This is a genomic window from Streptomyces sp. 8N114, from assembly GCF_052245835.1.
Classification (GTDB): domain Bacteria; phylum Actinomycetota; class Actinomycetes; order Streptomycetales; family Streptomycetaceae; genus Streptomyces.
The window spans coordinates 384,713-397,030 of the sequence record NZ_JBQQBT010000007.1; the positions used below are offsets into that span (position 1 = coordinate 384,713).

8 protein-coding genes and 3 pseudogenes are annotated in these 12,318 nt (G+C 68.0%); 5 read left to right on the forward strand and 6 right to left on the reverse strand.

Annotation, left to right across the window (positions count from 1 at the left end; genetic code table 11):
• The 4 genes and pseudogenes from ACTWQF_RS18455 to ACTWQF_RS18470 all read left to right on the forward strand — a co-directional run bounded on the left by ACTWQF_RS18455 (position 1) and on the right by ACTWQF_RS18470 (position 4,502).
• Positions 1-960, forward strand: a complete 960-nt coding sequence (locus tag ACTWQF_RS18455) for an ABC transporter permease (protein WP_443280521.1) — start codon at positions 1-3, stop codon at positions 958-960.
• Positions 957-1,861: pseudogene (locus ACTWQF_RS18460) on the forward strand (ABC transporter permease). Before ACTWQF_RS18455 ends, ACTWQF_RS18460 begins: the two are co-directional and overlap by 4 nt.
• Complete coding sequence (locus ACTWQF_RS18465; protein ID WP_443280522.1) at positions 1,858-3,570, forward strand: dipeptide ABC transporter ATP-binding protein; 1,713 nt, start codon at positions 1,858-1,860, stop codon at positions 3,568-3,570. Before ACTWQF_RS18460 ends, ACTWQF_RS18465 begins: the two are co-directional and overlap by 4 nt.
• On the forward strand, positions 3,567-4,502 hold the full coding sequence (locus ACTWQF_RS18470; RefSeq protein WP_443280524.1) for an ROK family protein: 936 nt from the start codon (positions 3,567-3,569) through the stop codon (positions 4,500-4,502). The genes ACTWQF_RS18465 and ACTWQF_RS18470 overlap by 4 nt, the downstream gene beginning before the upstream one ends.
• Before the next feature lie 871 nt (positions 4,503-5,373).
• Here ACTWQF_RS18470 and ACTWQF_RS18475 read toward each other — a convergent pair.
• Positions 5,374-5,774, reverse strand: a pseudogene (locus tag ACTWQF_RS18475) (IS701 family transposase); the annotation flags it as partial.
• A 339-nt stretch (positions 5,775-6,113) separates the two neighbouring features.
• On the reverse strand, positions 6,114-7,736 hold the full coding sequence (locus tag ACTWQF_RS18480; protein WP_443280526.1) for an MFS transporter: 1,623 nt from the start codon (positions 7,734-7,736) through the stop codon (positions 6,114-6,116).
• A gap of 262 nt (positions 7,737-7,998) precedes the next feature.
• Between ACTWQF_RS18480 and ACTWQF_RS18485 the strand changes: the two are divergent.
• A pseudogene (locus ACTWQF_RS18485) lies at positions 7,999-8,363 on the forward strand (transposase); the annotation flags it as partial.
• Here the strand turns inward: ACTWQF_RS18485 and ACTWQF_RS18490 are convergent.
• The 4 genes from ACTWQF_RS18490 to ACTWQF_RS18505 all read right to left on the reverse strand — a co-directional run bounded on the left by ACTWQF_RS18490 (position 8,326) and on the right by ACTWQF_RS18505 (position 11,507).
• On the reverse strand, positions 8,326-8,742 hold the full coding sequence (locus ACTWQF_RS18490; protein WP_443280527.1) for a hypothetical protein: 417 nt from the start codon (positions 8,740-8,742) through the stop codon (positions 8,326-8,328). The pseudogene ACTWQF_RS18485 and the gene ACTWQF_RS18490 overlap by 38 nt on opposite strands.
• Before the next feature lie 215 nt (positions 8,743-8,957).
• Positions 8,958-9,128 (reverse strand): hypothetical protein, encoded by a 171-nt coding sequence (locus ACTWQF_RS18495; RefSeq protein WP_443280529.1) that lies wholly within the window; start codon positions 9,126-9,128, stop codon positions 8,958-8,960.
• A 450-nt stretch (positions 9,129-9,578) separates the two neighbouring features.
• Positions 9,579-10,493 carry a hypothetical protein gene (locus ACTWQF_RS18500; RefSeq protein WP_443280530.1) on the reverse strand — a complete coding sequence of 305 codons (915 nt, stop codon included), beginning with the start codon at positions 10,491-10,493 and terminating at the stop codon, positions 9,579-9,581.
• Between the two features lie 765 nt (positions 10,494-11,258).
• On the reverse strand, positions 11,259-11,507 hold the full coding sequence (locus tag ACTWQF_RS18505) for a hypothetical protein (protein WP_443280531.1): 249 nt from the start codon (positions 11,505-11,507) through the stop codon (positions 11,259-11,261).
• Positions 11,508-12,318: the final 811 nt, after the last annotated feature.

Consider the following 12,318-nt stretch of genomic DNA (forward strand, 5'->3'; position numbering starts at 1 on the left):
ATGAGCACTCCCACATACCTGATCAGGCGGGTCCTGCAGGCCTTCGCGGTCATCCTGATCGTGACGATCGTCGTCTTCGCCCTGCTGCACGCCCTGCCCGGGGGACCCGCCCGCGGGATCCTCGGCCCGCAGGCCACCGCGCAGCAGGTCGCGGCCTTCGATCATGAGCAGGGCCTCGACAAGCCCCTCCCCGTGCAGTACCTCTACTACCTGGGGCAGCTGGCACACGGCGACCTCGGCACCTCGTACACCCTCAACGAACCGGTGTCGCAGCTCATCACCGAGCGCCTGCCGAAGACCCTGCTGCTGACCGTCCTGTCGGCGATCGTCGGCCTGCTGCTGGCCGTGCCGCTGGGCATGTGGCAGGCCGTGCGACGCAACAAGCCGGTCGACTACGTCATCACCACCCTGAGCTTCATCGCCTACTCCACGCCCGTGTACTTCCTCGGACTGATCCTGGTGCTGGTGTTCAGCCAGGCGCTGCCATGGTTCCCGTCCCAGGCCCCGCAGGGGCACACACTGGGGCAGGTGCTCTCCGACCCGCAGGGGCTGGTGTTGCCGGTCGCCGCGGGTGCCGCGTCGATGGTCGCGGTGTTCACCCGCTACATGCGGGCCGCCACCCTGGAGAACCTCTCCGAGGACTACGTCAGGACGGCGCGGGCCGGCGGCTCCCGTTCCCCCGCCATCCTGCGGCGGCACGTGTTCCGCAACTCGCTGACCCCGGTGGTCGCCATGCTCGGCTACTACGTGCCGGTGCTGTTCGGCGGCGCCCTCGTCGTCGAACAGCTCTTCAACTACCCGGGCATGGGCCTGCTCTTCTGGACCGCCGCGCAGTCCTCCGACTACCCGGTGCTGCTGGGCTGCGTGCTGATCATCGCGGTCGCCACGGTGACCGGCACGCTGATCGCCGACATCGTCCAGCGGATCATCGACCCCCGAGTAAAGGCAGGCCGGTCATGAGCACTCTCATACAGCCGGGCCAAACCCCTGGCACGGCCACCCCCTCGGAGTCCGCCGCGGCGTCGGGGACCCGGCTCGCCGTCCGCCGGTTCCTGCGCAACCGGCTCGCGGTCGTCGGCCTCGGCGTCGTGGTCTTCTTCGTCCTGTTCTGCTTCGCCGGCCCGCTGGTGTACTCCACCGACCAGACCCACACTCTGCTCGACCAGGTCAACCTGGCCCCCAGCGACGCACACTGGCTGGGCACCGACGCCGTCGGCCACGACGAGCTCGGCCGGCTGATGTACGGCGGCAAGGTGTCGCTGATCGTCGGCCTCGCCGCCGGCACCCTGGCCACGGTCATCGGCACCCTGTGGGGTGCCGCCGCCGGCTACGCGGGCGGCTGGATCGACGCGGTCATGATGCGGATCGTGGACGCCGGCATCGCCATCCCGGCGCTCTTCATCCTGCTGGTGGTCTCCGCCATCACCACGCCGGGCCTGGGCGGCCTCGTCGTCATCCTGGGCTTCGTCTCCTGGCTGGTGCCCTCGCGGCTGGTCCGCGCCGAGACCCTGACCCTGAAGAACCGCGACTACGTCCTGACGCTGCGCGCCATCGGCGGCACCCACGCCAGGGCCATCACCCGGCACATCCTGCCGAACTCGGTCTCCACCTCATCGTCGCGGCCACCTTCCAGATCGCCGACGCCATCCTGCTGGTCGCCTACGTCTCCTATCTGGGCCTGGGCGTCCAGCCGCCGTCCACCGACTGGGGCGGCATGCTGTCGACCGGCCTCACCGCCGCCTACTCCGGCTACTGGTGGCTCATCCTGCCGCCGGGCCTCGCCATCATCCTGGTGGTGTGGGCGTTCAACGCGATCGGGGACGGGCTCCGCGACGCATTCGACGTGAGGGGACGCGGATGACCGCCACCCAGAGCCCCGCCGCACCGGCGGTCGGGCCCATCCTCCAGCTCGACGACCTCGGCGTCGTCTTCACCACCCAATCCGGCGAGGTGCCCGCCGTCCGTGGCGTGTCCCTGCTGGTCGACCCGGGCGAGACCCTCGCCCTCGTCGGCGAGTCCGGCTCCGGCAAGTCCACCGTCGCGCTCGCCGCGATGGGCCTGCTCGCCGACAACGCCCGTGCCACCGGGAGCGCCGCCGTCGCCGGCACCGAGGTGATCGGCGCGGACGAGGCCGCGCTGGCGGGCCTGCGCGGCCGGACCGTGTCGATGGTCTTCCAGGAGCCGGCCACCGCCCTGGACCCGCTGACCCGCGTCGGGAAGCAGATCGCCGAGGTCATCCGCAACCACCGCGAGGTCTCCGCCAAGGACGCGTCCGCCGAGGCCGTGGAACTCCTGCGCCGGGTCGGCATCCCCGAGCCGGAAAAGCGGGCGTCCGCCTACCCTTTCCAGCTCTCCGGCGGGCAGCGCCAGCGCGTCGTCATCGCCATGGCCATCGCCAACGAGCCCGCCCTGCTGATCGCCGACGAGCCGACCACCGCGCTGGACGTCACAGTGCAGGCCGAGATCCTCGACCTGCTGCGCCGCCTCGCCGCCGAGACCGGTACCGGCGTGCTGCTGGTCACCCACAACATGGGCGTGGTCGCGGACTTCGCCGACCGGGTCGCCGTGATGTACCACGGCGAGATCGTGGAGACCGGCCCCGTCAAGGACGTGCTGCTGCGCCCCTCCCACGAGTACTCCCGGCGGCTGCTGGCCGCAGTGCCGCGCCTCTCGGTCGTCGGCGAGGACGCGCCGGACGCGGCGGGGGCCGCCGCACCCCCCGCCGAGGCCGAGCCAGTCGTCGAACTGGACGATGTCTCCGTCGTCTTCGGGCGCGGCAGGGGCGCGGTACGGGCCCTGGACGGTGTCTCCCTCGCCGTGCGCCAGGGCGAGACCCTCGGCCTCGTCGGTGAGTCCGGCTCCGGCAAGTCGACCGCCTCCCGGGTCGCGCTCGGCCTGATCCCGCCGACCGAGGGCACCGTCTCACTGTTCGGCACCGACCTGGCCCGCACCCGTTCCCGGGCCCGCCGGGCGCTGCGTGCCGGCATCGGAGTGGTGCTACAGGACCCGGTGGCGTCGCTGGACGCCAGGATGACGGTCGGCGAGTGCGTCGCCGAGCCCCTCAGGGTGCACCACCGCGCTCTTTCCGCCCGGGAGCGCCAACGGTGGGTCGCCGCCGCCCTGGACCGCGTCAGACTTCCGCGCGAGGTCGCCCGGAGGGCCCCCCGGGAGCTGTCCGGCGGGCAGCGCCAGCGCGTCAGCCTCGCCCGCGCCCTGGTGCTGGAGCCCCGCCTCCTGGTCGCCGACGAACCCACCAGCGCGCTCGATGTCAGCGTCCAGGAGGCCGTCCTCGAGGTGATCTCCGAGCTCCAGACCGAGCTGGGCTTCGCCTGCCTCTTCGTCTCCCACGACCTCGCCGTCGTCCAGCACTTCGCGCAACGCGTCGTGGTCATGCGGGCGGGCCGTGTCGAGGAGCAGGGTGACACCGGCACGACACTGCTGCGGCCGGAGACCGACTACACGCGCAGGCTGCTGGCCGCCGTGCCGGTGCCGGACCCGGTGGTGCAGCGCAGCCGCAGAGCCGAACGCCTGGCCACCCTGGCGGCGGGCCGGACGGAGGCGACGGCTTGACCCCCCACGACCGCCCCCTCTTCGCCGGGGTCGACATCGGCGGCACCACCACGCAAGTAGTGCTCTGCGCCGAGGACCTGACCGTGCTGGACCGGGCCGGGACGGCGACCCCGGCGGCCGACGGCGGCCGGGCCATGGTCGCCAAGGCGCTCGGTGCCCTGGCCCCGCTGCTGGAGCGCACTCCCGGGCAGCTCGCCGGCGTCGGCGCCGGCGCGGCCGGCGTCGTCGACTCCGCGGCCGGACGCATCCTGGTGGCCAGCGACTCCTTCACCGGCTGGGCGGGCTTCGCGGTCGCCGACGCCGTCGAGGCGGCACTCGGCGTCCCGGCCTACCTGGACAACGACGTCAACGCCTTCCTGTACGGGGAGGTCTACGGCGGCGCCGTGCGCGGCGAGCCCGACGTCCTCGGCATCACCCTGGGCACCGGTGTCGGCGGGGCGCTGTGGATGGGCGGCGCGCTGTTCGCCGGGTCGCACGGCGCGGCGGGCGAGATCGGGCACATCCCCGGATTCGGCGACCTGCCCTGCACCTGTGGCGGCCGGGGCCATCTGGAGACCCTCGCCTCCGGGCGTTCGCTGTGCGCCCGGTACGCCGAGCGCACCGGCCGCCGGCTGACGGCCCGCGAAATCGCCGAGGCCGCTGGGCACGGGGACGGGGACGCCCTCGCGGTGTACCGGGCCGCCGCCGGCGGCATCGCCCGGGCCATCGTGATGACGGCGGGCGTCGTCGATGTCACCACGGTGGTGGTCGGCGGCGGCGTCAGCGGCGCCTGGCCGCTGTTGGAGCCTCTGGTACGGGAGGCGCTCGCCGCCGAGCCGCCGGTCAGCGGCCACCCGGTCCGGCTGGTGCAGGCCGCGCTGGGTGCCGACGCGATCCCGGTGGGCGCGGCGGCCAGAGCCCGCCGGGAGCTGACCGCCGGCGCCCTGGTCTGAGGCCCCCGGGGCGACCTCCACGATCGCGCTCCGGCGCTGTGCCCCGTGTACCCCGGCACCGGAGCGCACTCCACTGCGGTACCCGCCCCGGCGGTTTCAGAGCCGCGCATCCCTGTCGGGCGAGGTGCTGTGGGAGTCGGCTCGCGTCACGGCGCTCGACTCGTGGCGGTCGACCGCGGGCGAGAGGGGCGCGAGCGGGTCCCGGGCTCGCAGGCGGTGTTCACGCGGAAGCTCGCCGCGTCCTCGGCGTCGCGCAAGCGACTCACCAGAGTGCCGGAAACGGCGTTGCGCCTCCTCACCTCGCTGCGAGCTCTCAGTTTGGTGTCGGTGGTGATGAGGGTGAGTTGGCACTGTCGCGAGATGAGAGATTCTGGACGGCTGTTGCTCTCGAGGGAGTTGTCTCATGGCGGGTGATGCTCTCTCAGGTCGAGATTCTTTATGCGTGAGGTGAGGGAGACGGTGTGATCGTGGGGTTGAGCGAGAGGCAGGAGCCGGCCGTCGGCTGGCCTGCCCAGGGCGCTGTTGGTGCGTCGCCTGCTGGAGTGGCAGCCAGGCGGGAGAGCCGTCTACCCAGCATGTGCGTGCGGTCGTTGAGATGGTGGGGTCTCGGAGCCTACGGTGCAGCGCCGGCCGGAGCAGGCCAAGACGACCGGGCAGACGGAGTCTTCAGTCCGGCAGGGATACGCGAGCTCCCCGATTCGGCTGCCTGGCGTCGGCGCCGTTCGACTTGTTCGTCTTTTTCTGCCCCCCATGACACACCTTCGCTCGGTGACGTGCTGATTGAGTCCGGGATTCCGTACACACGAAAGGAAAGGCGCCTCCGATTAGTACTCCAGCGCGGCTTCGTGAGCCATCCAGCGGGTTCGTCGATGGTCCGTCGGTCGATCAGGCCCGTCCCGGCTGGTGGCCAGAGCGAGGAACACGCCGACCTGGGCATTCTCGATGCGTCCTGCGGTGCCGGTGTACTGCCGCTGCACCCCTGCCGAGAAGCGGCCCTTCTTCAGGAAGCCGGTCTCGTCGACAACGAGAACGCCGCTGTCGGTGCCGAGGTGTTCGGCGGCATAGGCACGCAAGTCGTCGCGAACAGCATCGGTGGCCCAACGGGCGTAGCGCAGCAGACGTTGCATCGGCCCGAGCCGCGTATGGCCCGCGTGCTCGGCCAACTGCCAGCAGTTCTTCCGTTCGGCGCTCGACGACAGCAGCCCAAGGAGGTAAGCGCGGGCTGCGGCCCTGGGGCTCAACTCGCCTGAATCTGCCCGCGATCCGGGCCATAACCTTGTCGAAGATCGCTCGCCAGCGGGCCGGGTCTACGCTCCTCAACTGTGAGTCGATCAAGGAGGTTTGATGACCGCTGACCGAAATCCGGCATTCCGCGTACTCGGGGGCCGGGTCTTGGCCGTAGCATCTCGTATTTCCGGGAGATTCAAACCTCGTGGAGCTGTGCTCTGCGAGTCAACGTCCACCTCGGGGCCGCCTGCGCCATGGGCGTGCTGCTGACCGCTGCACACACGAAGCTTGGCTAGATGCGCCCAATGTGCCCGCTGAGCTGCGGAGGCTGGTATTTGATGCCGCCCTGCGGCCGGCCGGAGCCTGGTTTTTGCCATCACACTCTCAGACAGAGCTGCGGGCCTCTTCGTAGTCCGGCTCTGGAATCGGACCCTTCTTCTTTCCGACAGCAGGCAAGGTAATCAGCAGCACAGCTGCTCCGAGGAGTGCGATGACCGCGATCCAGCCCGCGCCGACGTGCATAGCATGGATAAACGCATTATCAGCGGCCTGAGCAAGAGTGGGCCGGTGGATAGCGGTGGCGACGTGGCGGGCCTGTTCGGCGGAAACTCGCGCCTGATCCTGCACCGGACCGGGTGCACCCTCCAGCGAAGGTTCGATCGCACGTCGGTACATGATCGACATGATCGTGCCGCCTACGGCGATTCCGATCACACTGCCGGTTTGTCGCACGGTGTTGGTGACGGCCGATCCTGCGCCGGCCTGTTCCAACGGCAGGTTGCTGAGCAATGCGGCCGTAACGGGGCCGATCACCATGCCTATCGAGAGACCCTGTATCAACAACAGGATCTCGATCCAGACGAGTGGAGTTTGGAGTCCGAGGAACCCGTACCCGCCCATGGTCAGCGCAGCCACAGTTAGCGTCGGCACGGTGACAAGGCGCAGCGACAGGCGGCGAACCAGGCGCGAGGCAAGGGGCGCCCCCGCGAGCGCGCCGAATGCGGTCGGGATATTGGCCAAACCCGCCTTCATCGGCGAAAATCCGAGCGCGCCTTGCAGGTAGAACGCATTGTAGAAGGTGATGGCGGCCACACCGAAGAGCAGCAATCCGAGCGCCACATTGCCGCCACCGAATGTGCGTTGCGCGAGCAGTCGCGGATCAAAGCTGGGTACCTTGACATGCAGTTCGACGAGTACGAAAACGGCCAGCAGAACCAGACCGACAACGATCGGCGCCCAGACGTCGGTACGACTCCACACAGCCACGTGCCCCGCCCGGATCAGCCCGTAGGCCAACGCCACGAGCCCACTGATCGACAGCAACATTCCAGCGGGGTCCAGTGGTCGCAGAGTGGGGCTGCGGAAATTCGGAACCAGCACGGCGAGCCCGACCAACGCCAATGCCGCGACCGGGACATTGATCAGAAAGACCGAGCCCCACCAGAAATGATCGAGCAGGAACCCGGCCAGCACCGGGCCGGCAGCCATTCCGACACCGGCCGACGTCGAGAAAATGCCGATCGCGGCAGCCCGCGTGGGGCCAGTAAAGGTCCACATGAGGATGGCCAAGTTGGCGGGCGTGATCAGCGCGCTGCCCACCCCCATCGCAGCTCGAGCTGCAATCAGCTGGCCCACATCGCTTGCGTACGCCGCCCACAGCGAGGACCCGGCGAAGATCACCAACCCACTGGAAAACACAGTCCGGTGACCGAACCGATCGCCCAATGCGCCTGCAGTGAACATCAATGTGGCGAAGGCCAGAGTGTACGAACCGGTCGCCCATTGCAGCTGACCGGGATTGGCCCCCAGTCCACGGACCGGGTCTGCAAGGGTCTCCAGCGTAGTACTCAGGACGGTATTTTCTAGCCAAATCAGCAGCGAACACAACATAAGAACGGCAAGAATCAACTGCTGCCTGGACTTCGGCAACGTTGGAGGCGCGGTCATGAACACCTTCGGATATCGATCGGCGTGAACTTGAACGACTGGACTGTAAGCAAACTCCACGACCTGGTCAAGCTTAGAGTTTCTCGTCAATACTGTTGCGGCTGAACGGGCTATATGCCTTCTGCCGGATTTGCGGGCTGAACAATTTTGTGCCCTCTGGAGGATTTGCGAGTTGCAGGATTTCGTGACTTCGGGAGGGTTGCGGCTGAACGGATTTCATGCCCTCCAGCGAGCTGTCGCACCGCGTCCTGCGACCCCAGCTCGGTGCCCACGCCAAACCGCAGTTCCTGCCCGCCCAAGACTGCCGGAACACTTGCACTTACCTGACGCTAGGCCCGAGGTCGTCCTGGCTGACAAGGCGTATTCCTCCCGCGCGATCCGCGAGCACCTGCGTAGGCGCGGCATCCGCGCGGTGATTCCCGTCCCGGTGGATCAGCAGGGCCACCGCTGCGAAGGGGCAGCCGAGGCGGCAGGCCACCGGCCTCCGATCGTGATGCCTACAAGCAGCGCAATGCCGTCGAGCGGTGCATCAACCGCTTGAAGCAGTGGCGGGGCATTGCGACTCGATACGAGAAGGGAGCCACCATCTACCTGGCCGGACTCCACATCGCAGGCATCTTCCTCTGGGCGCCCGTTGATCCAATGGGGACTACGATCTGGCGATCTCTTGCCGGAGCTGGTGGGTGAAGCGACGCAGGAGGTCCAACGTCTCTCGGAACTCGGCCCGGCGGTCGTCTCTGCCGTCGGTGGGCCGGGTGCTCCAGACCCGACGCGCGAGAGCATCGGCGAGATCGACGGTGTCGCTGGCGCAGAGCAGGTAGAGGGCTGAGCGTGCTTCCTGCATCTGGTTCGCCAACTCGTTGGCTCCGGGACCGTCGTCACTCAGCTGTGCTTCCTTCAGGTAGTCCAGTAGCTGGACTACGGCAGTGTTGAAGCCGATCCCGGCTTTGAGTTTCTGTTCGCGGAGCCACATGCGGTCCTGTCGGCGTGCGGTGAACCATGAACCGAACACCACCCCTATGAGGCCGATAGCGGCTCCGATGGCCACGGACAGAATGTTCTCCACGGTCAGCTCCCCCCGACGTACAGCGACGCCAGGCTACAGAGGCCGTCGGAGACGCCGCACTCGATGAGCGCGCTCACATGCCAAGGGCTCGGCGATCCGAACGAAGCGGCCTACAGCAGCCTGGCCTCCTCCAGGCTCTCCGCACCATGAAGTCGGCCGGTGCTGACCATGAACTGAAGCCCCGGACGATGGCGCTGTCCTCGCCGCCAGGAGAATCAGCGGATCGGATCGCTGTTCACCATCGGCACCTGGCCGAGCTCCCGCACCGTCCGGGAGACCCGCTCCTCGCCGGTCCTCCACTCGACCGACCAACGAAGGGGCCAGTCGTCATCCAGCCGTAGACCGGCTCGGCCCGCGTCGACCGACACCGGGATTGCGGAGTTCATCCCACCTGGCGAGGTGCGACCAGAGCGGCCAACCGCCGTTCCGTCAGGAGTACATACGGCCTTGCCCACGCTCACGCTTCTCATGGCATGAAAGGAAAGCGCCCACCACCGACGAGGACCTTGGATCTTCGGAACTGGTGCCAAGAAGACTGACATCACGGTTGATTGCGAGAAGCGTGACCACTTGGTGCCAACAAGCGTGTCCCACCGACCAGAAACCACCAGCTCATCGGGCTTCACCGGTTCCAACTAAGTGTCCAGGCTTACGTCGTCTTGCTGGAATGGGGCGAGCTATGGCTGACTCCTGGCCGTTCGACAGCCGGTTCGGGTTGCCCTGCTCCTCGATGCAGAGCAAGGCGTGACGAGGCGTGCCCGGTTCAGTCCGAGGGGGCGGGCAAGGGACGCATCCGGGATGGATGTGCCCCTTGCCCGCCTGCTTGTGTGTCCGTGTCAGGTCAGTTCGGTGCTGGCCAGGACACGGCGCAGTACGTTCCAGGACAGGTCGGAGTAGGTGGGGAAGACGGCGGGCTTGTGGGGGGTGTCTTCTGTGATGTAGTCGAAGGCGTCGCGGTTGTGGCTTTTGCCGTCGTGGGGCTGGGGGAGGGTCTGGTCTGGGTTGAGGTAGACGTGGAAGCTGGCGCCGAAGGCGTCGGTGTTGTTCATGAAGCCTGGGCCGGTGGTGCCGTCGCCGCCGTCGAGGGGGCAGTAGACCCGGTGGACGGCGTAGGTGTCCTTCGACAGCCAGGCGCATTGCCCGGGGGTGAGGGTGATCAGGCCGAGTTTGGTGGCGTTCCAGTCCAGGCGGTTGTAGAGCATGACGTCGAGCTGTCCGGCGAGGCAGAAGACGATGCCGGTGGTGTCCCCGTGGGAGTGGATGGGTGAGTAGTGCTGGGCCGGCCATATCTCCAGTACCACCGGTGAGCCGTAGTCACCCCGATGGGGGAGGACGTCGAGGTAGCCGAAGTCGGTGGCCATGTCGTCGTAGTTTCCCCGGCCGGTGCAGGCGACCCGGATGTAGGGCGGGTGGGAGTGGTCATCCTGGTGCTTCTCCTCCAGGATCCGGCGCAGCAGTCCCACACTGCCGTCATGTTCTGCGGGGGCCAGTTGCTTGCGCATGGCCTCCACTTCCCAGGTGGACAGTTGCAGCTCTGCCGCTTTGCGTACCAGGTCCATCACCGCGGGCGGGATCATCAACTGCCGGGTGTACTCGTCGAAGGATGTTGCCTGGCCGACGACCGGTGACGGCGTGGCCCGCTCGCCCTGCAGGCGCAGCTGCCGCTCTTCGGCCTTGGTGATGTGGAAGGGATACCCGTCCCCGTGCGGGTCGGCGGCGCCGGTGGGGGATGTGGTGTCGGTCATGCTCATGCGTCGGTTCCTTGTCCTTGTGGTGGAACGTGCTGCGCGCAGGCGGCATGGCGGCTGCAGTTGCGGTGATCCGGCGGTGAGGGCGGCTGTTGTCTTCGGATGCGCGCCCGCGCGTAGCAGCGCGTGGTCGGCTGTGACCTACCCAGGGATGGCACAGGCCGGCACGGGCTCGAAGTTGCGGTGGGGGGCATACGCTGTACGGCGCACGCCCCCGGCTGCTGCGAGGCCCTGCCGTTGCCTCGGTCTCAGCCCTCAGTGGAGTCCGACTGCGGCGAGCCGGGCGTGCTGTGTCGCGGTCAGCTTCGAGGTATTGGGCCGGACATGGAGTCAGCTGGGGAGCGGATTGCCGTAGCGCCCGTGGTTCGTCGGCGCGTAGCAGCAAGCCGACCGCGTCCGCCCTCCGGTTGGTCGTTGAGCTCGCCAACTACGCCGCCGACTGCATCCAGATGCGCGCTGCCAAGCAGCGCATTCCCGTGCAGGAGATCTTGGACGACCTGCCCAGGTCCTCGCGCATCAAGTGACGCATGGTGGTCAGTTCGGGGTCGCCGTGTGTCGTGAGGGTGTGGCGGACCGAGTCGGGGCATCCGGGACTGAGCCGAGAACCGGCGAACGGGAACGGGAGGGCCAGCCAGAATGAGCAATGTCCTGAAGACAGTGGGCGCAGAGCTCGCGAGCGCCCTTGCAGTTCGACGGCGACCGGTCGAGCGGTGAGCTGCGCGGGGCGGGGCCCCCAGTCGGAGGCCCGCCCCCTGGCGGGTGTCGCCGCTAAACCGGGATCACTTGGTTGGGAGCAGGCACTCGTTGGGCACATAGCCCTTGGTGCCGAGGTACGAGATTTTTGGCCCAGCCGTCCGAGGCGTTACCGGGTGCCTCGCACGCGGTGGTCTTGCCGCCGTAGACGACGCCGAACCAGCAGCTCTTGGTGCCCTTGTACATGAGGCGCAGCGATGTGGACCTGGGGTTCGGCTTCTTGTGGATCTTGACGTTGGTCTTGGCCTTGGCGGGCTCCTCCACGCCTCGCTTCGGTGCCGGCGGCGGCGGTCGTTTGTACGCTGTTCGCGGCGGCAGTGGTCGCCGTTGCCGCCGGGGCTATCCCCAGGAGGGTGAGGGGGGCAGGGCCGCGGGGACGATCAAGCGCTTCTTCATGTGGGTGCTCCCTCTTTGCGCGTCGAGCCCTGTGCATCGAGCGGTCGCATACCTTTACCGACGCCCAACAAGCTGGAATCAGCGGCAACTTGACCGTGTGCCCTCGACAGTCCGGGCGATCAACGTGCTCTCGCTGGCGCGCCTTACGCTGTTTGGAATCCCACAACCGGTCACCCGCTCGGGAGCCAGAGAAGGCGGAGTTGGCGAAGGCCGGCAGGATGCCAGTGCAGGCGTATGGGGACGCTGTTGGATCGCTACGGCCGCACTGGTTGCCGTACTTCGCTTGCTGAACCGCAACAGACGTACAGGCCGGTTCTGCCAGGAGCCATAGCGTGCCCCGCTGCCATCTCGTACGCCGTCGACCCACCCCTGGGATGGCAGGCGTGCCTGGGACGACGGCAGTTGAGGTGGCAGACGCTGCTTCAGCCCAACACGCCCGCAGCCGTCGAGGCTTCCCCGCCGCCCATCCCGGAGCCACAGCGCCCCCGCTGGGGCACTCCTTTTCCGGTAGATCGCTGCCTGACAGGGCGTTTGACGTGGGGCAGATTGCCCTTACTGATCTTTTCGTAAGTTCGGTGGGTGTGGTGGGCGGATGGTCAGGCCGGTATGGGCGAGGAATGACCATGGAAGTCGGGGGTTGGTATTGATGCGGTGGATGCCTTGCTCGGTGGCGTCGGCG